At 61.3% G+C, this 22,718-nt stretch carries 16 protein-coding genes and 1 pseudogene; 3 read left to right on the forward strand and 14 right to left on the reverse strand.

From position 1 onward, the window contains the following. Positions 1-193: 193 nt before the first annotated feature. The 12 genes from BMW74_RS23840 to BMW74_RS23895 all read right to left on the reverse strand — a co-directional run bounded on the left by BMW74_RS23840 (position 194) and on the right by BMW74_RS23895 (position 14,815). On the reverse strand, positions 194-1,834 hold the full coding sequence (locus BMW74_RS23840) for a protein BatD (RefSeq protein ID WP_093426561.1): 1,641 nt from the start codon (positions 1,832-1,834) through the stop codon (positions 194-196). Beyond that, on the reverse strand, positions 1,831-3,582 hold the full coding sequence (locus BMW74_RS23845; RefSeq protein ID WP_093426562.1) for a VWA domain-containing protein: 1,752 nt from the start codon (positions 3,580-3,582) through the stop codon (positions 1,831-1,833). The genes BMW74_RS23840 and BMW74_RS23845 overlap by 4 nt, the downstream gene beginning before the upstream one ends. After that, positions 3,579-4,655, reverse strand: coding sequence for a vWA domain-containing protein (locus BMW74_RS23850; RefSeq protein ID WP_093426563.1), 1,077 nt, complete (start codon positions 4,653-4,655; stop codon positions 3,579-3,581). Before BMW74_RS23850 ends, BMW74_RS23845 begins: the two co-directional genes overlap by 4 nt. Further along, positions 4,648-5,142, reverse strand: coding sequence for a DUF4381 domain-containing protein (locus BMW74_RS23855; RefSeq protein ID WP_093426564.1), 495 nt, complete (start codon positions 5,140-5,142; stop codon positions 4,648-4,650). Before BMW74_RS23855 ends, BMW74_RS23850 begins: the two co-directional genes overlap by 8 nt. After that, positions 5,139-6,083 carry a DUF58 domain-containing protein gene (locus tag BMW74_RS23860; RefSeq protein ID WP_093426565.1) on the reverse strand — a complete coding sequence of 315 codons (945 nt, stop codon included), beginning with the start codon at positions 6,081-6,083 and terminating at the stop codon, positions 5,139-5,141. Before BMW74_RS23860 ends, BMW74_RS23855 begins: the two co-directional genes overlap by 4 nt. 5 nt (positions 6,084-6,088) lie before the next feature. Next, the gene (locus BMW74_RS23865) at positions 6,089-7,048 is read right to left on the reverse strand and encodes an AAA family ATPase (protein WP_003218556.1); all 960 of its coding nucleotides are present in this window, start codon (positions 7,046-7,048) and stop codon (positions 6,089-6,091) included. 517 nt (positions 7,049-7,565) lie between these two features. After that, positions 7,566-8,894 (reverse strand): MFS transporter, encoded by a 1,329-nt coding sequence (locus tag BMW74_RS23870; RefSeq protein ID WP_093426566.1) that lies wholly within the window; start codon positions 8,892-8,894, stop codon positions 7,566-7,568. Positions 8,895-8,943: 49 nt separating this feature from the next. Beyond that, on the reverse strand, positions 8,944-10,137 hold the full coding sequence (lhgO, locus tag BMW74_RS23875; protein WP_093426567.1) for an L-2-hydroxyglutarate oxidase: 1,194 nt from the start codon (positions 10,135-10,137) through the stop codon (positions 8,944-8,946). Positions 10,138-10,254: 117 nt separating this feature from the next. Then, positions 10,255-10,965 (reverse strand): FadR/GntR family transcriptional regulator, encoded by a 711-nt coding sequence (locus tag BMW74_RS23880; protein ID WP_093426568.1) that lies wholly within the window; start codon positions 10,963-10,965, stop codon positions 10,255-10,257. A 61-nt stretch (positions 10,966-11,026) separates the two neighbouring features. After that, complete coding sequence (locus BMW74_RS23885; RefSeq protein WP_093426569.1) at positions 11,027-12,754, reverse strand: ATP-binding cassette domain-containing protein; 1,728 nt, start codon at positions 12,752-12,754, stop codon at positions 11,027-11,029. Positions 12,755-13,156: 402 nt separating this feature from the next. After that, complete coding sequence (locus tag BMW74_RS23890) at positions 13,157-13,960, reverse strand: YcaO-like family protein (RefSeq protein ID WP_139208464.1); 804 nt, start codon at positions 13,958-13,960, stop codon at positions 13,157-13,159. A 498-nt stretch (positions 13,961-14,458) separates the two neighbouring features. Then, positions 14,459-14,815, reverse strand: coding sequence for a hypothetical protein (locus tag BMW74_RS23895; RefSeq protein ID WP_093426570.1), 357 nt, complete (start codon positions 14,813-14,815; stop codon positions 14,459-14,461). Between the two features lie 492 nt (positions 14,816-15,307). Here BMW74_RS23895 and BMW74_RS23900 point away from each other — a divergent pair, with 492 nt between their 5' ends. Then, on the forward strand, positions 15,308-20,179 hold the full coding sequence (locus BMW74_RS23900) for an NAD-glutamate dehydrogenase (RefSeq protein WP_093426571.1): 4,872 nt from the start codon (positions 15,308-15,310) through the stop codon (positions 20,177-20,179). Positions 20,180-20,274: 95 nt separating this feature from the next. Here BMW74_RS23900 and BMW74_RS23905 read toward each other — a convergent pair whose 3' ends face one another. Continuing rightward, positions 20,275-20,820, reverse strand: a complete 546-nt coding sequence (locus tag BMW74_RS23905) for a hypothetical protein (protein WP_093426572.1) — start codon at positions 20,818-20,820, stop codon at positions 20,275-20,277. Between the two features lie 239 nt (positions 20,821-21,059). Between BMW74_RS23905 and BMW74_RS25585 the strand changes: the two are divergent. Next, positions 21,060-21,185, forward strand: a pseudogene (locus BMW74_RS25585) (GNAT family N-acetyltransferase); the annotation flags it as partial. Between the two features lie 57 nt (positions 21,186-21,242). Here the strand turns inward: BMW74_RS25585 and BMW74_RS23910 are convergent. Further along, positions 21,243-21,935 (reverse strand): aspartate/glutamate racemase family protein, encoded by a 693-nt coding sequence (locus BMW74_RS23910; protein ID WP_093426573.1) that lies wholly within the window; start codon positions 21,933-21,935, stop codon positions 21,243-21,245. Positions 21,936-22,081: 146 nt separating this feature from the next. On the opposite strand from BMW74_RS23910, the gene BMW74_RS23915 reads away from it, so the two are divergent. After that, positions 22,082-22,576 (forward strand): hypothetical protein, encoded by a 495-nt coding sequence (locus BMW74_RS23915; RefSeq protein WP_093426574.1) that lies wholly within the window; start codon positions 22,082-22,084, stop codon positions 22,574-22,576. Positions 22,577-22,718: the final 142 nt, after the last annotated feature.

Below are 22,718 nucleotides of genomic sequence, written 5' to 3' on the forward strand. Positions count from 1 at the left end.
TTCAGCGAACACAGATTCTGCGCCTGGCCCAGCTTTCCTTGTGGGAGCGGGCTTGCTCGCGAAAGCGGAGGGTCAGTCGGTGGGGATGTTGGCGGTGCTGGCCACTTCGCGAGCAAGCCCGCTCTCACAAAGGGATCTCCAGTGAGCACATAACTCGCGCCCCACCCAGATACCCAGTGGGAGCCCCTATGGCCTATTTGGGGTAGAGCGGTGGCAGGCTGCTGTCGGTGGCGGGGTCTTGGGTGTGTTCGGCGGTGGGGATGGCGCGGATGGCGCGCCACAGGTCGTCGCCTTGCCAGGATTGGCCGGTTTCGCTGTAGAGCGCGCCGTTCAGGCCGTCCAGGGCGTCGGACAGCGGGACGAAGCGCGCCGCCATGTCGGCCAGGGTTTCCGGTTGTTGCCGCGCCCAGGCGTCCAGTGCCTGGCGGGTGGCTTGGGGGTCGTTGGCCTGGCTGGCGCGCTTGAGGTCGTCGAGCAGGGTGCGTGGGCTCGGCCCGGTTTGTGCGGCGCGCAGGATCGCCGGCTGCCAGCGCGCACGCCACCACAGTCCGAAGCCGAGCAGGGTGGTGCAGGCGAGGATCAGGGTGGCGAGTTTCCAGTACCAGAGCTGCCCATTGTCCAGTGCCGGCGCGGGTACGTTGCCGACCGGGGTGTCGAGCGCCAGGCTCGGGTTGTTGAGGATGTGCAGGGTTCGCGCCGGCAGGGTGCTGTGTTCCAGGTGGTCTTGGTGGGTGTTCCACCAGATCACTTCCACCGGGGGCAGTTCGAGGGTGCCACTGCGGGTTGGCACCAGGGCTTCGCGGTCTTCGCGGCTGCCGATCACGCCGCGTTCGCTGCTCTGGTTGCTCAGTTGCGGCTGATCGGGGTAGCGCCGCATGCCGTTGACGTCCGTGGCGGGCAGGGGCGGCAGCTGCGAGCTGGACAGGCCTTCGGCCTTGAGGGTCAGGCTGCGTGTCAGCGAATCGCCGACCTGGCTGCGGTCGGGCTCCGGGTTCCAGCTTTCACTCAGGCTCAGGCTGCTGGCGGGCAGCCATGGCGTGTCGGCGGGGTACTCGGCCGGCTTGGCCTTGACCGTCAAGGTGCTCGCGCTGGAACTGATGCGGATCAGCTTGCCGGATTTCGGGCCTTGGGCGCTCTGATCGGTGGTCGGCTGGGTGTTGACCAGGGTGGCGCTGAAGGTCTGCGCCGGAATGTCCAGCACGCCGCTGTGTTGCGCGAAGATCGCGTAGCGCACTTCGATGACGCCGTGGCGCAGGCCGTTGATGACTTTTTCGTAGGTACGCGGCTCGCCCAGTTGCTCGACTCGGGCATCGGCGATCTGCAAAGGGCTGACGCTGCTGTCGTCGAACAGCGAGACGGAGTGGTAGACGCGCAGGGTCAGGATGGCCTGGGCCTGCACGTACACGCTGTCGTGATCCAGGCTGGCTTCGATGAACACCGGGGTGAGTTGCCCCGGGGTGTCCGGGACCTGGCTCGCCAGGACTTGCAACTCGATGGGTTGGCTGTGCTGCTCGCCCAGGCGTAAGGCCGGGATGGTCACGGTGCCGGCCTGCTTGGGTTGCAGGGTGATGATCCAGCGGGTGGTCGCGTGGGTTTGGTTGTTGAGGGCGTCGTTCAGCGTGTTGACCTGGCGGGTACCGCGCACCTCGAACTGGGCCTCAAGAGGACTCAGGTCCGGCTTGCCGAACTGGGTCACGTCGTGGGTTTCGAGGGTCAATTCCACGGTCTCGCCGGAGTTGACGTGGCTGCGGTCGACGCTGGCCACCAGCTCCTCGGCCTGGGCGCCAAGCGTCCAGAGCAGCAAGCTGAGCAAGAGAGCAGTGAAGCGGGTCATCGGGTTTTTCCCTGATTTTGATGTTGTTGCTGTTCGTACCAGAATTTGCGCCTGAGCAGTTCGCCCGGCTCATCCGGGATCTTGCGCAGCCATTGCTCCAGGGCTTCGCGGTGCTCGCCGTTGAGGTCGGTGTCGCGGCTGCCCAGTGGCGGCGTGGTGGTTTGCTCGTCCCCCAGTTCGCTGCCCGGCACTTCATTATTGCCGGGTTCGGCAGGCTTGTCGGCGGGTGCCGGGCTTTCGCTGTCGGCGGGCTCATGGGGCGCGCTGGGTTGCGACTCGCCGGGATGTCCTTCGCTGGCCGAGGGGTCAGCGGTGGCACTCGGTGGCGGGGCTTGCGGAGGTTCTTCGCCGAGGGGTTTTTCGGGTGCCGGGGGGGGCTCGGGGGCCTGTTGCGTGATCAACGCTTCCACCAGCGCCTTGTTGACCAGCGCCGGGCGCAGGTCCGGTTGCAGCTCCAGAGCTTGTTCGTAGGCGTCGATGGCGGCCTCCAACTCGCCGCTCTTGGCCAGGGCGTTGCCCCGGTTGTAGTGGGCGCGGGCGTCAGATCCCTGGGCAAAGCGCTCGGCGGCAGCGGCATACTCGCCGGCGGCATACAGCGCCACACCTTGCCATTGCGGGTCTTCGAAGTGTTCGGCGGCCGCCAGCGGTTGCTGCTGGTTGAGCAGGTGCAGGCCCTGTTGGTCGGGACGCAGCCACAGGTCGTTGAACGTGAAGGCGTAGCTGGGTTGCGGCAGCGTCAACAGTAAGAACGGTAGGCACAACAGCCAGCCACGGCGACCGGCACAGGCGGCCAGTAGCAACAGCGGCAACAGGAGCCAGTAACCCTGGTCGGCCCAGGTGTCCAGGCGCAGCGTCTGGCCGTCATCGCGCAGGCTGTGGGGTGTGTCGAGCAGGCCCAGGCCGCGCAGGTCGTTGTCGTTCAGGCGCGCCGGGCGGTAGCGTCCGCCCAGCTCATGGGCGAAGGCTTTGAGGCCGGGATTGTCGAGGCGCGGTACGAGGATCGCGCCCTGGGTGTCCTTGAGGAAGCTGCCATCCTCGGCCGTGACGGGTGCGCCCTGGCGCGTGCCGATGCCGAGCATCAGCCACTGCGCTGCCTGGCCGCGCAAGGCTTGGCGGATGCCCTGGCGTTCCTGTTCGGTGAGGGACGAGCCGATCAGCAGGATCCGGCCCTGACCCAGCCCGCCCCGTTCGAGCAGGGTCAAGGCCTTGGCCACCGCGAGGTCGGCACGGTGGCCGACCTCGGGCATGATCGAAGGCTTGAGGGCGTCCAGCAGGTTGCGGCTGGTGGACAGGTCATCCGACAACGGCACCAGGGTGTGGGCGCTGCCGGAGTAGACGACGATGGCCGTCTGCGCGTCGCTGCGGGTTTGCAGCAGGTCGAGCAGCTTGCGCTTGGCCTGTTCGAGGCGGGTCGGGGCGACGTCGGTGGCGAGCATCTCGGGCGTCAGCTCCAGCAGCACCACCAGCGGGTCGGCGGGTTTGTGGGCGGCTTGCTCCACCCGTTCCCAACTCGGGCCGAGCAGCGCCAGCACCGCCAGCAGCCAGCCCAGGCCGAGGGCGACCCACGGCAACTTGCTTTCGCGTCCGCTGCCGCCACTGAGCAACGCCGCATGGAAGGCCGGCGGCAGGATCATCTGCCAGCGCCCGGCGCGTTTTTGCCGGTGCCACAGTTGCCACAGCAACCCGCCCAGCACGGGGAGGATCAGTAACCACCAGGGGCGGAACCAGTGCGGCCAGAGGTCGATCATCGACGCCTCCGCAGACGCAGGCGGGCCAGGCGTTGGCGCCATTGAGGGTGCTGTTGCAGAAAGTGCTCCCGGATAAAGTACCGTTGCAGGACGTTGTCCGGCCAGCGCTCGCGAATCACCAGCAACAGGCTCAGCAACAACGCCGCTGCCAGTGGCCAGCTATACAACGCCTGGGCCGGGCGGGCCTGGGTCGGTTGCTGGGTCACGGGCTCCAGTTGGTCGAGGGTTTGCTTGATCGCTTGCAGCTCGGCACCGTCGCGGGCCCGGAAGTAACGCCCGCCCGTGAGCTCGGCGATGGCCTTGAGGGCCGGCTCGTCGAGGTCCAGGCTCGGGTTGACGCCGAGAAAGCCCAGGCCGCCGGTTTGCTCGGGGTCGGCGCCAATGCCGATGGGGTAGATCTTCACCCCTTCTTCGGCAGCGAGTCTGGCGGCGGTCAACGGATCGATCTCGCCGCCGTTGTTGGCGCCATCGGTGACCAGGATCAGCACCCGGCTCTGGGCCGGACGTTGGCGCAGGCGCTTGAGGGCCAGGCCGATCGCATCGCCGATGGCGGTGTTCTTGCCGGCGATGCCGATCCGCGCTTCGTCGAGCCAGATGCGCACGGTGCGCCGGTCGAAGGTCAGCGGCGCTTGCAGGTAGGCCTGGCTGCCGAACAGGATCAAGCCCACCCGGTCGCCGTCGCGTTGTTCGAGGAAGTCCCCGAGCAGGAGCTTGACCAGCGTCAGGCGGCTGACTTCTTCGTCCTGCCAGTGCATGTCGGGAAAGTCCATGGAGCCTGAGACATCCACGGCCACCAGCAGGTCGCGGCCGCTGGCGGCAATCGGCAGCGGTTCGCCGAGCCATTGCGGGCGGGCGGCGGCGGTCAACAGCAGCAGCCACAGGAGCACGAACGGTGCCTGCTGTCGCCAGCCGGGCAGGTTGGCCCGGGCCCGGCGGCGGGCGAGGTTTTCCAGGTCAGCGAGGAAGCTGACCTGGAGCGCGGGCTCGCCACTGTCGGCGGCCGGCAGCACCAGGCGCATCAGCCACGGCAACGGCAGGAGGGCGAAGATCCACGGCCAGGCGAACTCAAACATGTTTGCGAATCCAGGTGTCGACGGCTTGGGTCAGGCCCGCGATGGCCTTGTCGTCGAGTTTGCATTCGGGCTTGTAGGCGCCTTCGACCAGGATCATCCAGCGCGTCAGGCCAGCGGCCGGGCAGCGGTTGTCGAGGAACGCCAGCCATTTGCGGCCATTGAGGGTGTGGCTCTGGCTGTAGGGGTAATCGTTGCGGCACAGGCGCTTGAGCAGGCCGTTGAGCTGCTGCAGCCAGGCGCCGGCGGGCGCGCCGTCATAGGGCTTGGGCATTTGCGCCAGCTCGGCTAGCGCGGCGACGCGCAGCGGGTCCAGCGGTTGCTCGGCCCGCACGGTGCTGCGTTTGACCGGGATGAACCGGCGCAGCTTCCACAGCGCCAGGCCGAGCAGCGGCACCAGCACCAGCAACAGCCACCAACCCGGCGCGGGCGGCCAGAAGCCGATGGGCGGCGGGGTCATCAGCGGTTGCAGTTGGTCCAGGCTGTTCATTGGCTTTTACCCGGGCGCTGCGGGTTCAGGTACTCGCGCAGTTGCTCGACCATTTCACTCTGGGTGCTGAGCGGCATCAGCAGCACCCGCAGCTTCTGTGCCAGCAGTTCCCAGCGCGCGATGCGGGCTTCGGCCTGGGCGCGATAGGCTTGGCGCAAGTCGAAGTTCAGGGTGTCGAGTTCCAGTTGCGCGCCACGCTCGGCAAAGCGCAGCAGGCCGGCGGCGGGCAGGGCGTGGTCCAACGGGTCGGACAGCGGCAGCAGCAGCAGGTCGCAGTGACGCGACAGCAGGCTGATCTGCTGCTCGGCGCCATCGGACAGGGCGCGCTCGTCGCAGATCACAATCACCAGGCTGCCGGGGCGCAACACTTCGCGCGCCCGGCGCAGGGCCATTCCCAGGTCATCGCCGCAGGGCTGGCTTTCGGTGTTCAGGCCCTGGTTGACCCGCACCAGGCGGTTGAGCAATTGCAGCAGGCTTTGCTTGCTGCGCCGTGGCTTGATTTCGTAGTGCTCGTTGTCGCCGTAGACCAGCCCGCCGACGCGGTCGTTGTGGCCCAGCGCGGCCCAGCCGATCAGGCTGGCGGCCTGGGCGGCCAACACCGACTTGAACATCAGCCCGGAACCGAAGAACAGGCGCCGGCTTTGCTCGACCATGATAAAGATCGGCCGCTCGCGCTCCTCGTGGAACAGCTTGGTGTGCGGTTCCTGGGTACGGGCGGTGACGCGCCAGTCGATGGTGCGCACGTCGTCGCCGGCCTGGTAGACCCGCACCTGATCGAAGTCGACACCGCGTCCGCGCAACTTGGAGTGGTGCAGGCCGATCAGCGGGCTGCGTTGGCTGGGGGTGGAAAACAATTGCACTTCGCGCACGCGATGACGCATCTCGATCAGTTCGCTCAAGCTGGCGCGGATGCCCGGTTCGGGGGCCGGAGGTGTATTCATCGGGGTCAAGCGACGGCTACGACGTCAAGGATGCGCTGGACCACCCGGTCCTGGTCGATCCCGGCGGCTTCGGCTTCGAAGGACAGGATGATGCGGTGGCGCAGCACGTCGAACAGCACCGCCTGGATGTCTTCGGGGCTGACGAAGTCGCGTCCGGCCAGCCAGGCGTGGGCGCGGGCGCAGCGGTCCAGGGCGATGGAGCCGCGAGGGCTGGCGCCGTAGGCGATCCACTCGGCCATTTCCGGGTCGAACTTGGCCGGCGTACGGGTCGCCATCACCAGTTGCACCAGGTACTCCTCCACCGCATCGGCCATGTACAGGCCGAGGATTTCCTTGCGCGCGGCAAAGATCGCCTGCTGGCTGACCCGGCGCTCGGGCTTGGTCTCGCCATTGAGCGCTTCGCCACGGGCTTGTTGCAGGATACGCCGCTCGACGGCGGCGTCGGGGAAGCCGATCTTGACGTGCATCAGGAAGCGGTCGAGCTGGGCTTCGGGCAGCGGGTAGGTGCCTTCCTGCTCGATGGGGTTCTGCGTGGCCATCACCAGGAACAGCGGCGACAGTTCGTAGGTGCTGCGCCCGACGCTGACCTGGCGCTCGGCCATGGCTTCGAGCAACGCCGACTGGACCTTGGCCGGCGCCCGGTTGATTTCGTCGGCCAGCACCAGGTTGTGGAAGATCGGGCCTTGCTGGAACACGAAACTGCCGGTTTCCGGGCGATAGATCTCGGTGCCGGTGATGTCGGCGGGCAGCAGGTCGGGGGTGAACTGGATACGGTGGAACTGTGCTTCGATCCCTTCGGCGAGTTCTTTGATGGCCTTGGTCTTGGCCAGGCCAGGGGCCCCCTCGACCAGCATGTGGCCGTCGGCGAGCAGGGCAATGAGCAGGCGCTCGATGAGTTTTTCCTGGCCGAGAATCTGCGTTGAAAGAAAGGTTCGCAGCGCAAGAAGCGCCTCACGGTGTTCCATCGTCGAATGTTCCTGGAAGGAGGCCGGGCAAAGGCTTTGTAGAAGCTCCCGGGCGGGGGCTGATACTTTAATCCATCCGAGCCCCAGACCACTAACGGCGCCTGGGAAATTCTTCAAATAATCGTGATTACGCAGTGGCAGCCCGTAGGAGCGAGGCTTGCCCGCGAACCGGCCCGCCCATTCAACATTGATGTCGCCAGGCTGACCGCTTTCGCAGGCAAGCCTCGCTCCTACAAGGAATCCGGGCCTGACACGGGATGAGTGTTCGCCGTGGACCAGGGTGGGAGCGGGCCTGCCCGCGAAGAGGCCGGCACATGCGCCATCAGCATTGGCTGACCCACCGCCATCGCCGGCAAGCCGGTCTCGCTCCCACAGAGATCTGGGTTGAGTCCGTAGGAGCGAGGCTTGCCCGCGAACCGGCCCGCCCATTCAACATCGATGTCGCCAGGGTTGCTGCTTTCGCAGGCAAGCCTCGCTCCAGGGTGGATGTCCGGCGTGAGAACGCCGGACGGATCAATCAGTTCTTGAAGCTGGAGTGCTTGCGCCCCTGGTCACACAGGGCGAACACCACCACCAGCACGGCGGAGATGGCCAGGATCACCGCCACGCCATCGGTGGAGTGGGTGGTCGAATGCGCCACCAGCGCCAGGCCACCCAGGGGTGCCAGGCCGCCGGCCACCGCGGTGCCGATCTCGCGCCCGGTGCCGAAGCCCGAAGAACGGGTCTGGGTCGGGAACTGACGGCTGAGGAAGGAACCCTGCGGGGCGAACATCATTGGCGCCAGGATGCCGGTACCGATGGCAATGGCCAGGTAGATCATCATCGGCTCGCCGGTGTTGAGCAACGCCAGGAACGGGTAGGCGAACAGCAGCGACAGGAAGCCACCGCAGATCAGCACCACTTTGCTGCTCCACTTGTCGCACAACCAGCCGAAGCACGGCACGGCGACGATGGCGACCAGGCTGGCGATGGTCACTGACAGCGAGGTGACATGGGCTTCGATGCCCTTGTACTGGGTCAGGTAGGCCAGGGAAAAGGTCTTGAAGATGTAGCTCAGCGCGTTGTAGCCGACGGCGACGAAGAACACCACGCCCAAGCCCTTGAGGTCGTTCTTGAAGAGCAACTTGAGCGGCGAGACCTGGGCCTTGGCCGGGGCTTTTTCGAGTTGCTTGAACTCCGGGGTCTCCGGGATGCTGTTGCGCACCCATAGGCCGACACCCACCAGGACGATGCTGCAGATGAACGGGATGCGCCAGCCGCCGGAGAGCAGGAACTCATTGCCGTTCATGGTCAGCAGGTAGACCGTCAACGACGACAGCAACAGGCCCAGGTTCAGCCCCAATGCCGGCCATGCGCCCTGGCTGCCGCGCTTGCCTTCGCTGGCGTGCTCGTAGGAGGTCACTGCCGCGCCCGACAACTCGGCACCCGCGCCCAGGCCCTGGATGATGCGTACCAGCACCAGGATGATCGGTGCCCACACGCCAATCGAGGCATAGCTGGGGATCAGGCCGATGAGGGTGGTGCACACGCCCATCATGCAGAAGGTAATGACCAGCACATGCTTGCGCCCGAACTTGTCACCCAGGTAACCGAACAAGATGCCGCCGAAGGGACGGGCGATAAAACCGATGGCAAACGTGGAGAACGCCAGTAGGGACGCGGTCTTTGGGTCGCTGGCGTCGAAGAAGATCTTCGAGAACACAATCGCCGCCATGGTGGCGTACAGGTAAAAGTCATACCACTCCAGCATCGAGCCGAAGATGGTGGCAGCGGCGACCTTGCGCAGGCGCTTTTTTTTCTGTCCCGGGGTTTCGTTGGCAGCCGGGGCGTCTTGATGTACCGACATCGGTGATTTCCTTGTGGGTCTTTGTAGTTATTGTTCAGGAGCTGGGGGGTTAGCGGGTCTTGAGAATCTTCTCGGCGATCATCTGGCCGATGGGGATGGCCGAGGTCGCGGCCGGCGAGGGCGCATTGCACACGTGGACCATGCGCGGGGTCTCGGCGAACAGGAAGTCATGCACCAGCGTGCCGTCGCGCATCACGGCCTGGGCACGGATGCCGGCCTCATAGGGCAGCAGGTCGTCGACGTCCAGGGATGGGCAGTACTTGCGGCACTGCTCCAGGTAGCCACGCTTGAACAGAGAGTTCTTCATTTCCGTGGTGCCGGAGCCGAGGTTGTTCCAGATCGTCTTCCAAAAGCCCGGGAAGCGCGCGTACTCGGCCACGTCGCGCCAGTTCACCGAGAACTTGCGGTAGTTCTCCCGACCCAGCCCCAACACGGCATTGGGGCCGACCGTGACGCTGCCGTCGATCATGCGGGTCAGGTGCACGCCGAGGAACGGCAGCTCGGGGTCCGGGATCGGGTAGATCAGGTGGTTGACGATCTGGTTCTTGGCGGCGGGCAATTGGTAGTACTCGCCACGGAACGGGATGATCTGGTGGTCGATCTTGACCCCGGCCAGCGTTGCCAGGCGGTCGGACTGCAAGCCGGCGCACGCCACCAGTTGCCGGGCCTGCCAGACCGTGTCCAGGCTGGAGATAGTCACGTGGTCCGCCGTTTCACGGATGGCCGTGACGGTGGTGTTCAGGCAAAGCTCGCCGCCAGCGGCCTCGATCACCCGGGCCATGGCCTGGCACACCTGCTTGTAGTCGACGATCCCGGTGGCATCGAGAAACAGCCCGCCGAGGCCGACGATATTGGGCTCGCGCTGGCGCAGTTCGCTGGCGTCCAGTTGTTCGACCTTCAAGCCGTTCTGCTTGGAGCGCTCATACAGCGCATGCATGCGCGTGACTTCCAGCGGGGTGGAGGCCACCAACAGCTTGCCGCAGACCTCGAACTTGATCTGGTGCTCGGTGCAGAACTCCTTGGTGGCCTGGGCGCCGCGCTTGCACAGGTCGGCCTTGAGGCTGCCCGGCGCGTAATAGATGCCGGCGTGGATCACGCCACTGTTGTGGCCGGTCTGGTGCCGGGCCAGGACGTCTTCCTTTTCCAGGATCAGCAACGAGGCGCCGGGTTGGCGTTCGAGCAGCGCCATGGCCGTGGCGAGGCCGACGATGCCGCCGCCGATGATGCAGTAGTCGTAGATCATGCAGGTGTCACCTTGTCTTTCTTATCTGAGGGTCTGCTTATCAGGTTGTCAGACTAAGTCATTCGAACAAAAGGCGCTGTCGCGCAGCGCCCGGGATCTAGTACAGCGTCTTGGGGTTCAGTTGATGGTCGGTAAGTCGATGTTCAGGCGCTTGGCTGAAGCCCGCAGGTGCGCCTCGGCACCGGCGGCGGCAGCCGTTCGGTCGCCGTCGGCAATGGCTTGGTAAAGCGCTTGGTGCTCGCGGCTGGCGTCGGCGGAACCGCCCACCAGGCGAGCGGCGGAGTTTTCCCAGGCGGTCTGCCGGGCCGAAGCCAGTTGCCCACGCAGAAAGTCGTGGAAGGCGACGAAGTAGTCGTTCTTGCTGGCGTCGGCGATGGCCCGGTGGAACTCGACGTCGGCCAGGGCGGCAGCGGCAAAGTCGCTGCGCTGCTCATGCATGTCGTGCAAGGCCTTGCGCATGCGTACAAGGTCGGCTTCGTCGCGGCGTTGAGCGGCGATGGACGCGGCCTGGGTTTCGATCCACAGGCGCATTTCAAACATCTGCTCCAGCTCGGGCCGGTGCCCACTGCTGCTGGGGAAGCGGAACACCGTGCCGTTGGGGGTCTTGGAGATATACGAGCCCAACCCGCGACGGGCAATCAGCACGCCATCGGCCTTGAGCTGAGCCACTGCCTCGCGCACCACGGAACGGCTGACATTCAGCTGCTCGGCCAGTTGCTGTTCGGTGGGCATGCGCGCCTCGGCGGCCAGGCGACCGCAATCGATTTCGGCGCGGATGGCGCTGACAACCCGGTCGACCAATGTGTCGGGGCGTTGTAGCTCAAGCATGTAGGAAGCTCGCTTATCAGGTTGTCGGACAATGCCCGTGCATCTTATTTTTGTCAAGGATTCAGGCGTGAGGAGCTTCGCGCTGCACGTCCGATTGCAGATGGTTTAGTAGTAGTGCGATCGCGGGTCTATTGACCAACTCGCACCAAGGACCTTCGTCGATGATTGTGCCGTTATGCATCACGATCACTCGATCAAAACGATGGAGGTTCTGGACATCATGGGTGACACAAATCAACCCACGCTCGCTGAACGTTTCAAAAAGCAAGTCCCATACAAGGGTGACTAGTTTCGGCTCGATTGATGCGCTTGGCTCGTCGAACAAATTGAATGTCCCTGGCTTGTTTATCAGGCGTAATAATGAAAGGCGCTTGGCTTCGCCACCGGAAATATTCAACGCGCCCTCACTTAGATTTCGTTGCGAAACGATGCCTTCAAGGTTCAGCCGTTGTACGGCTTGGTGCAGGTGTGGTGAGGGCTCTAAACCGAGCAGAACCGATCTAATAAACGGGCCCTCAATAAATTGCGGCATCTGAGGGCAATACCTCAGGGCGTTTAGGTGGGCCTGCGCGTTCACCAGCGAAACTGGGGTATTGTTGATGCTCAATTGGCTGCGCGTCGAGGCATTCAAGCCTGCAAGAGCCTCGAGCAAAGTTGACTTTCCAGCACCACTGGGCCCCGTAATTGCCACTGTTTGCTGTTGTTTGAATGTAACGGATTTGCTGATGGATAGTTGTACGATACCTTTGTCTGTCACGACGCAGGGATTCAGCACCAGCGTTGAAGCGTTCTGCCGGGGGATATCAGCATGCCTATCGGCATTGTCAAAGTTTGGTAAGGACAGTAAGTGCTGAAGGCGACGCTGGTCTGCAAGAAACTGATCAAGCACCCGATAGCCTTCTGTCAGTGAAGTGATGTTGAGTAAAAAACTGCCGGTAATAGAAAAGATGGCGACCAATTGTCCGACGGTGATGGTGGGGCTGCCTGACAGTTGATCATTAACACCCCAGTACAGTATTCCTCCCGTCGAGAGACTGATAAACAGTATTTTAGCCCCGTTCAGAAATCCTCCAGAACTTGCCACGATTGTTGCCGCCTTGGCATATTGTTCAAAAGATCGATTCAAAACGAGTGTTGCTGTGGGTTCGGCGCATTCTAGTTTTATCGTTTTTCCTGCGGTCAAGGTATTGAATAAGGTGGCGCTTAGTTCGTCTTCATGTTGGTTGGCACTGTCAATATGTTTTCTTCGCCACCTGATGATCGTGTGAGAGAAGAATAAATAAATCACCCCTAAAGTTGAGATTGATAAAAATATTTTGATGCCGCCCATATAAAAAAATGCGACTGCAATGACCGTAAATTCTAGGCAGAGTGAGAATCCGATGGTGACGAAAAATGTGAGCAACTGTTCGTGTGCATTGATTCCTCGCTCGATAGACTTTATGAAGTGGCCGGTGCGCCATGAGCTGAATTGCATAAACTCTTTGCGCATGAGTTGTGCAATCCAATTAATGGACGCCTTCATTACCGTTTGCTGTACGAGTTTAGATAAAAGAAATGTTTGCAGTGGGCTGGCAAGTGCTTGAATGACTCCAGCCAGTACGAAGCCTATAGTCAGTAATATTAATGTCGTTGGGTATGTTTGGGAATCGCTGTTTAGTGAGTCAATTATTTCTCCCAGTAACCAAGGTGGTACTAGGGCTATTATTTTTAGTACGATGATCGTGAAGGTTGTTGTTATCAATAACATCCTGTGGTTTTTACAGGCTGTTGCGATTAAAGTTTGCATTGTACGGCCCTTGCACGGTTAGGGTGTTTTTTGTTGTTGGCGTAGAATTCTCTGAGGTGCGACAAGATGGCCGGCTCTAATGATGTTAAATCGTTCAAGTCCCGGAATGTAGGCTTGGCAAACAATGCCGTTGTCCGGATAGTCAATCACGGTTCTGTGGTAAATGGTTTTTCCAGAACGCGCGGTGCTATGCAGTAGTGTTTTTAATTGTGATGGAACACTTGTCGTGATGCGTTCTGAGGGTAGGTCAAGTAAGGGTAGGCTGAGGTTTTTTACAGGTTTGAAATCTATGAGGTTGGTTAGGGCCTTTGAGGTGGATAGCAAGTCAAGGGTTTTCCTATCAAGCAATTCTTGCGAGTCATCATACAATGTGTCGGCTTGGAACTGCTCTGTTACTGCGCGTTACACCGCTGTGCAAATGTCTAGTGAGCAACCTGAGCCAATAGGTGATAGGTGGAAATGCCCAGGTCCTTTTTTCGGTAATGCCACAGAAAAAAACACATTCATTAGGTCTTTTATAATGATGATTTGTAGCTTGTCAGCCAGCGCCAAGGCAGAAGGATTGTTTTTAAGTGACGCTGCAAGTAGCGCTTTGGAGGGGGCGTACAATTTCATTGTCGGGCCGAACGCACAGATTGCCATGAAAAAACACGATAGTGTATGCCGTTCGATGATCTCGTGGATTCCGTGCAATAGCGCTTCAGGTTGAGTGCACCCAAATGCGGTTCCTGAATTGGATGAGTAGCGAGACAGGAACTGGGAGCTAAGAACTACGTTGCTTGATGGGGCGTCTATAGCCCCGGGACAAAGAAGAAGACTTGGGACGAAAATAGCTTTCGAGTTGTCAAGGGTTGTTAGCTTGAAGGTGTCAATTGCGTCATCTCTGGATGACAGGTTATTAAGGAAGCCATCGTGTTTGGCAGCTTTTTGTTTGGCGATGAAGGTGCAATGTTTGACAGTGATATTGTCAGGAATGTGCTGGGAAGCGCTCAAGTGTTCAATGCTTTCAGCCAGCGCGCCAATAAGTGAGTCTGGACCTTTCCCGGCACCGGAATCTACCAGGTTGTTATTTTTGTCGAAAAGTTCGGCGGTAGCCACAAGCTTGCTGCTGTCCGCATGCTGTGCTGTGAAGGTAAGGCTGAGGGAAGAAATAATATTTTCGATTCTTGATAATGCTTCTGATGGGCTGAACTCGCGCTCGGACATATAAAGGGCTAATGTTGATTCAGAGAGCCGAAAATTAATTTTCGACTCTCTTGGTTGGATAGCTATTAAGTGTTAGCTAGAGAACGATGCAAAAAAATTTGCTTCGGAGTTTAGGAATCCAGCTTGGAGGATTTCAAAGGCTGGGATGATGACTATTTCGGTACGTTTTCTACCCATGACAGTAGCTCCTTGTTATTAATAATCGGCCATCGTAATTGAGTGCCGCACCTGCGATTCTTCGCAAGTCATTAATTAATAGCAGGGGGCTTATGTGTGTTCCAGTGCGTAGAGAGTCGTAACTTCCGATGTTTTTGTAGGGCGGATCTTGCGAGGGGGTGGGGTTTGCCTGATGGGGCGTTTGGGGCTTTAATTTTGAAAAGTATTTTCTTTTCGCTTCAATGGCTTGTGATGTTTACTTAGTCTTTGAAAGGTCTTTTTAATCGATAAATTGACGTCCCGGGAATCAGCGGATACCCGGGGCGCGACCATTGTTTGAGGTCAGGCCAGTTCGCTGACGTACGTCCCAGTGCCCTTGAGAATGTTCAGCAGGGTCGCTTCCACCTCGGCCAGGTCGCCAGGCGCGGTGCTGTGGAAGATTTCCAGGTGGTCGTCGCCATTCAGCGCGTCGGCATCGGCGGCGGCGATTTCGATCAGCAGGCGGGTAGGGCTGAAGGTGACTTTCACCCCGTCCAGGGTCGAGGGTTCGCCGTCGAGGGTGATTTCCAGTTCGTCCTCGTCCGGGTAGCGGGTCATCAGGAACATGTCGCCCTGGTTGCTATGGCAGGCGAGCATGGCCAGGTTGTCTTCTTCGTCATCGCAAGGGTTGGCGATCAGGTGGGCGGTGGTCAGTTGCATGGTCGGTTCCTGGCTCGGCGAGCCGCTGTTAAGGCAGTAGGCGGTGATTTTGCCAGTCCTGGGGTTTTTCTGCTCGGTTGGTGTTGTGACTGAGGCTCGGTATGTCAGTCATTTCTGGTGCGGGTGTAGTGAAATTGCGCCCATAAAGCGGCCGTTTTCCCCGGTGGCTGCTAGTGTTGTTCGATGCGCCCCGCGTGCGTTGCGTGCTGATGAACGAATATGTCGCAGCACCGCAAGCAGACATATTGTCGCACTCGTTAAGCTGCGCAACGGATGTGCACCCGTAAAGGCATTGTTGACGAATCCGGCAGTCGCTTTTGCAGATGCCCATCCGTGTAAAGGTGAGAGCGACTTGAGTCGCTGGTCCAACTTCACCCGCTGCCACCTTGTCGACCTCTGCCCGAGCGTCAGGACCTGAGGTGACAGATCGCCCCGGGAGGGGGTTTACACGCGACGCTTCCATCAATAACAAGCCCAAGCGGAGTACCACAGATGGCGTTTTTCACCGCAGCCAGCAAGGCCGACTTCCAGCACCAACTGCAAGCGGCACTGGCGCAGCACATCAGTGAACAGGCACTGCCACAAGTGGCGCTGTTCGCTGAGCAATTCTTCGGCATCATTTCCCTCGACGAACTGACCCAGCGCCGGTTGTCCGACCTCGCCGGCTGCACCCTTTCTGCCTGGCGCCTGCTTGAACGCTTTGATCACGCCCACCCTCAGGTGCGCGTCTACAACCCAGATTACGAACGCCACGGCTGGCAGTCGACCCACACCGCGGTCGAAGTGCTGCACCACGACTTGCCATTCCTCGTGGACTCGGTGCGCACCGAACTGAACCGCCGCGGCTACAGCATTCACACCCTGCAAACCACCGTGTTGAGCGTGCGTCGCGGCGCCAAGGGCGAGTTGCTGGAGATCCTGCCCAAGGGCACCCAGGGCGAAGGCATCCTGCAAGAGTCGCTGATGTACCTGGAAATCGACCGCTGCGCCAATGCCGCCGAGTTGACGGTCCTGAGCAAGGAATTGGAGCAGGTGCTCGGTGAAGTCCGGGTGGCGGTCGCCGATTTCGAGCCGATGAAGGTCAAGGTCCAGCAACTGCTCACCGGCCTGGACAACAGCCAGTTCGTGGTTGCGCAGGAAGAAAAGACCGAGATCAAGAGCTTCCTGGAATGGCTGGTGGGCAACCACTTCACCTTTTTGGGCTATGAAGAATTCGTGGTGCGCGATGAAGCCGATGGCGGCCACATCGAGTACGACCAGGACTCGTTCCTGGGCCTGACCAAGTTGCTGCGCGCCGGCCTCACGGCTGACGACCTGCGCATCGAGGACTACGCCGTCAATTACTTGCGCGAGCCGACCCTGTTGTCGTTCGCCAAGGCCGCGCACCCCAGCCGCGTGCACCGTCCGGCGTACCCGGACTACGTGTCGATCCGTGAAATCGACGCCGATGGCAAGGTCATCAAGGAATGCCGCTTCATGGGCCTCTACACCTCCTCGGTGTACGGCGAGAGCGTGCGGGTCATCCCGTACATCCGCCGCAAGGTCGAGGAAATCGAGCGCCGCTCCGGCTTCCAGGCCAAGGCTCACCTGGGCAAGGAACTGGCGCAGGTGGTCGAAGTGCTGCCCCGTGACGACCTGTTCCAGACCCCGGTCGATGAACTGTTCAGCACCGTGATGTCGATCGTACAGATCCAGGAGCGCAACAAGATTCGCGTGTTCCTGCGCAAGGACCCCTACGGCCGCTTCTGCTACTGCCTGGCGTATGTGCCGCGCGACATCTACTCCACCGAAGTGCGGCAGAAGATCCAGCAAGTGCTGATGGATCGCCTCAAGGCCACGGACTGCGAGTTCTGGACCTTCTTCTCCGAGTCGGTACTGGCGCGGGTGCAATTGATCCTGCGGGTCGATCCGAAGAACCGCCTGGACATCGACACCACACTGCTCGAAAGAGAAGTGGTGCAGGCCTGCCGCAGCTGGCAGGACGACTACGCCAGCCTGGTGGTCGAAAGCTTCGGCGAAGCCCATGGCACGGCGGTCCTGGCGGACTTCCCGAAAGGCTTCCCCGCCGGCTACCGCGAGCGTTTCGCCGCGCATTCGGCGGTGGTCGACATGCAGCACTTGCTGAGCCTGACGCCAGACAACCCGTTGGTGATGAGCTTCTATCAGCCGCTGGGCCAGGTCTCCGGCCAACGTGAGCTGCATTGCAAGCTGTATCACGCCGACACCCCGCTGGCCTTGTCCGACGTGCTGCCGATCCTGGAAAACCTCGGCCTGCGCGTGCTGGGCGAGTTCCCGTATCGCCTGCGCCACACCAATGGCCGCGAGTTCTGGATTCATGACTTCGCGTTCACCGCCGCCGAAGGCCTGGACCTGGACATCCAGCAACTCAACGACACCCTGCAGGACGCCTTCGTCCACATCGTGCGTGGCGATGCCGAGAACGATGCGTTCAACCGCCTGGTGCTGACCGCGGGCCTGCCGTGGCGCGACGTGGCGCTGCTGCGTGCCTATGCGCGTTACCTGAAGCAGATCCGCCTGGGCTTCGACCTGGGCTACATCGCCAGCACCCTGAACAACCACACCGATATCGCCCGCGAGTTGACCCGGTTGTTCAAGACCCGTTTCTACCTGGCGCGCAAGCTGTCGACCGAGGACCTGGAAGACAAACAACTGCGTCTGGAGCAGGCGATCCTCACCGCCCTGGACGATGTCCAGGTGCTCAACGAAGACCGCATCCTGCGTCGCTACCTGGACCTGATCAAGGCCACCCTGCGCACCAACTTCTACCAGACCGATGCCAACGGCCAGAACAAGTCCTACTTCAGCTTCAAGTTCAACCCGCATGCCATTCCAGAGCTGCCAAAGCCGGTGCCGAAGTTCGAGATCTTCGTCTACTCGCCGCGCGTCGAAGGTGTGCACCTGCGCTTCGGCAACGTGGCCCGGGGCGGTTTGCGCTGGTCCGACCGTGAAGAAGACTACCGCACCGAAGTGCTGGGCCTGGTAAAAGCCCAGCAAGTGAAGAACTCGGTGATTGTGCCGGTGGGCGCCAAGGGCGGTTTTCTGCCGCGTCGCCTGCCGCTGGGCGGTAGCCGTGACGAGATCGCGGCCGAGGGCATCGCCTGCTACCGCCTCTTCATTTCGGGCCTGTTGGACATCACCGACAACCTGAAGGACGGCGCGTTGGTGCCACCGGTCAACGTGGTGCGTCACGACGATGACGACCCGTACCTGGTGGTGGCGGCGGACAAGGGCACGGCGACCTTCTCCGACATCGCCAACGGCATTGCGATCGACTACGGCTTCTGGCTAGGCGATGCATTCGCCTCGGGCGGCTCGGCCGGTTACGACCACAAGAAAATGGGGATCACCGCCAAGGGCGCGTGGGTCGGCGTGCAGCGTCACTTCCGCGAGCGTGGGATCAACGTCCAGCAAGACAGCATCACCGTGGTCGGAGTCGGCGACATGGCCGGTGACGTGTTCGGTAACGGCCTGTTGATGTCCGACACGCTGCAACTGGTGGCGGCGTTCAACCACCTGCACATCTTTATCGACCCGAACCCGACGCCGGCCAACAGCTTCGCCGAACGTCAACGCCTGTTCGACCTGCCGCGCTCGGCCTGGTCGGACTACGACACCAGCATCATGTCCGAGGGTGGCGGGATCTTCTCCCGCAGCGCGAAAAGCATCGCGATTTCCCCGCAGATGAAAGAGCGCTTCGATATCCAGGCCGACAAGCTGACCCCGACCGAACTGCTCAACGCCTTGCTCAAGGCGCCCGTGGACCTGTTGTGGAACGGCGGCATCGGCACTTACGTCAAGGCCAGCAGCGAAAGCCACGCCGATGTCGGCGACAAGGCCAACGATGCGTTGCGCGTCAACGGCAACGAACTGCGCTGCAAGGTGGTGGGCGAGGGCGGCAACCTGGGCATGACCCAGCTGGGGCGCGTCGAGTTCGGCCTCAATGGCGGCGGTTCCAACACCGACTTCATCGACAACGCCGGTGGCGTGGACTGCTCCGACCACGAAGTGAACATCAAGATCTTGCTCAACGAAGTGGTGCAGGCCGGCGACATGACGGACAAGCAGCGTAACCAACTGCTGGCCAGCATGACCGACGAAGTCGGTGGCCTGGTGCTCGGCAACAACTACAAGCAGACCCAGGCCCTGTCCCTGGCAGCCCGCCGTGCCTACGAGCGGATTGCCGAGTACAAGCGCCTGATGAACGACCTGGAAAGCCGCGGCAAGCTGGATCGCGCCATCGAGTTCCTGCCGTCGGAAGACCAGCTCAACGAGCGGGTTGCGGCCGGCCACGGCCTGACCCGTGCCGAGCTGTCGGTGTTGATCTCCTACAGCAAGATCGACCTCAAGGAGCAGTTGCTGGGCTCCCTGGTGCCGGACGACGATTACCTGACCCGCGACATGGAAACGGCGTTCCCGCCGACCCTGGTGAGCAAGTTCTCCGAAGCCATGCGGCGTCACCGCCTCAAGCGCGAGATCGTCAGCACCCAGATCGCCAACGACCTGGTCAACCACATGGGCATCACCTTCGTTCAGCGCCTCAAGGAGTCGACGGGCATGAGCCCGGCGAACGTGGCCGGTGCCTATGTGATCGTGCGGGACATCTTCCATCTCCCGCACTGGTTCCGCCAGATCGAAGCCCTGGACTACCAGGTCTCGGCCGACGTGCAACTGGAGCTGATGGACGAACTGATGCGCCTGGGCCGCCGTGCCACACGCTGGTTCCTGCGCAGCCGTCGCAACGAGCAGAACGCTGCCCGTGACGTCGCGCATTTCGGTCCGCACCTGGCCGCCCTGGGCCTCAAGCTCGACGAACTGCTGGAAGGCCCGACCCGCGAAGGCTGGCAGACCCGCTACCAGGCCTACGTGGCGGCCGGTGTGCCTGAGTTGCTGGCGCGCATGGTGGCGGGCACCACGCACCTGTACACCCTGCTGCCGATCATCGAAGCCTCGGACGTCACCGGGCAGAACGCGGCCGACGTGGCCAAGGCCTACTTCGCCGTGGGCAGCGGGCTGGACATCACCTGGTACCTGCAACAGATCAGCGCACTGCCGGTGGAAAACAACTGGCAGGCCCTGGCGCGCGAAGCGTTCCGCGATGACGTCGACTGGCAGCAACGGGCGATCACCATCTCGGTCCTGCAACAGGGCGACGGCACCCAGGATGTGGAAGCACGCCTGGCGCTGTGGATGGAGCAGAACGAGGGCATGATCGAGCGCTGGCGCGCCATGCTGGTGGAAATTCGTGCCGCCAGCGGCACGGACTACGCGATGTACGCGGTGGCCAACCGCGAGTTGCTGGACCTGGCGTTGAGCGGTCAAGCGGTCGTGCCTGTCACTGCCTGATTGAGCGTTAGCTGAATAAAAGGCCCCGTGTCGTGAGATGCGGGGCTTTTTCATGGGCTGGCACTTTACATTTAGTGTTCGGCTACTTATGGGCTTTAATTGTAGGTGTCGACACTTTCGGGTGCTAATGCATTTCTTTCGATTATTCTTAGATTGAATGTCGCGATATCACCAATCGCGTCGTGGAAATAGTACTTGTAGATAGGGGTGCCGAGTGCTTTTTTGATAATGCCTGCATGACGTATCTGTAGGTGGATGGTGGCATTGTCTGAACTAAGGTCATCCAGGGTAATGAGGGTGTTGCTACTATCCAGAAGATTGAACAGCGTTGTGCCGCCACCGATTTTGGGGGACGCCATCAAGGTCGTGCCACTATTTTTGCTGACATACTGCTTGTCATACGGACGCGTGAGGATTTGCAGGCGGTAAGCATTATCGATGTATTCGAAGTACAGCGTGAGAATGGGCGGGTTGCGGCTGCCCAGGGGCTCCATGCTTTCAGTGACGGGGTTGTAGGCTTCAAATGTCGAGATGATGTTTGCCCCGGGGGATGGCGGAATTCTGTCGCTGCCGAAAAAAGTCATGGCGATCTCGTCACAACGTACTTGTGCAATGAAGGAGCGTTCTCGGTTTGTGCTCATGTTTAATTCCTTTTTAATAAGAAGGGGTCTTCCTGAAGTCGAAACATAGCGTTATTTTGAAGTGCGAGGCAGTAAAGAGTTATGTGCTTTTATTGCAGCGATTTATGGCGTATCAGCGATAAAACTCAGGTTTGTGTGTGCGATCTGTTATGTAGGTGTGATGGCAGGGTGAATGGCTGGTTACAGTCAACGATCCCGACGTTTACCTTTCATAAGCTCTTTCAAGGAAGGATGCCCACATGTCGAGCAGCGATTCCAACATAACTATCGAACATTTCAGCGAGGCTCATATTGAGGGTATCAGCGCGTTGTACAGCGACCCTGCCGTGGCCCGCCAATGGCTGCAAATGCGCTACGTGACGGTCAACTAGCCGGAGCCCTGAGCATGGCACGCGTGCGCCGGCGGCTCACGGCGCCCTGAGTCAGTCGTCCAAGGCAAAGGCCACGGCCGCACGGGCATGCAGTTCGGTGGTGTCGAGCAGGGGCAGTTCGCTGTGTTCGGGCTTGATCAGCAGGCTGATTTCCGTACAGCCAAGGATGATTGCCTGGGCACCGCGTGCCGCCAGGGTGTCGATCACTCGTTGATAGATGACGCGTGATTCGTCACGGATCACGCCGACGCACAGCTCGTCATAGATGATGCGGTGCACGGCCTGGCGCTCGGCGGCCTCCGGCACCAGTACCGTCAGGCCCCTGGCGGTCAGTCGATCCTTGAGGAAGTCCTGCTCCATGGTGAAGGCGGTGCCCAGCAGGCCGACGGTCAGGCTGCCGGCATCGACCGCGGCCTGTGCGGCGGGGTCGGCGATATGCAGGAAGGGGACGCTGATCGCGGCCTGAATCTGCTCGGCCACCTTGTGCATGGTGTTGGTGCACAGCACCACGCACTCGGCGCCACCGGCCTGGAGCCTGCGGGCGGCGTCCACCAGGATCTGCGCGGCGTCGCCCCAGCGTCCGGCGTGCTGGGCTTGCTCGACCGGTCCGAAATCCACGCTGTACATCAGCAACTGCGCCGAACGCAGCGGGCCGAGGCGGTCACGGACTTGCTGGTTGATCAGGCGGTAGTATTCGGCGCTGGACTCCCAGCTCATGCCGCCAATCAGGCCGATGGTGCGCATGGGGTGCTCCTGTTGAAGGGGGATGGGCCCGCTACAGTGCCCGTGAAATGGCCCCGGTGTAAATGGCCGGCGTTTAGTCGTACGTCGGCGCCATGCATCTGCCATGCTCAGTGCCCGCAACAGAGGTTTACCCAAGGAACAGCGCAATGGACGACGTACGGCAACTGGGTGAGATGCTTGCCCATTACGCAGAAAGCGAAACGCACAAGAAGCAGCTGTTTGAAACCCAATCGGCGGTGTGGGCCGAGCGTATCAGTGGCCTGTTCGACCAGATCGACCAGTGGCTGGCGCCGGTCAAGCGTCCGGGCCTGCTGGAGGTGAGCCGCGAGGATTATGTGGCGTTCGGGGCCAGCGTGCCGGTGGAAACCTCCACCTTCAAGACTGAAAAGCTGACCATCGAGATTGCCGGCAAGCCGGTGGAAATCGTGCCTGAAGTGATGGGCGCTGGCGGCCTGATTTCACTGGCGGTGATGGGCCTGACCGCAGCGCGCTACGGCAGTATTTCGCTGGTGTGCCAACCGCCGTCTACCGACTGGCAATGGCGCAAGACCAACGGCTTGAAAGACCCCGACACCTTTGTCTTTGATGCCAACTTCCTGGCCCAGCAGCTGCAGAGTTTGATTCCGCGAGAGCGAGGTTAAGGCTCCAACGCCTGCGGTGGCTGATCCGCCGCCATCGCGAGCAGGCTCGCTCCCACGGAGATAGGGGTTGAGGGCCGGAGATGTGTTCGCAGAGGATCAGGGTGGGAGCGAGCCTGCTCGCGAAGACGGCAGCACAGCCAGC

Source organism: Pseudomonas sp. ok272, from assembly GCF_900109995.1.
In the GTDB taxonomy this organism is placed as follows: Bacteria; Pseudomonadota; Gammaproteobacteria; order Pseudomonadales; family Pseudomonadaceae; genus Aquipseudomonas.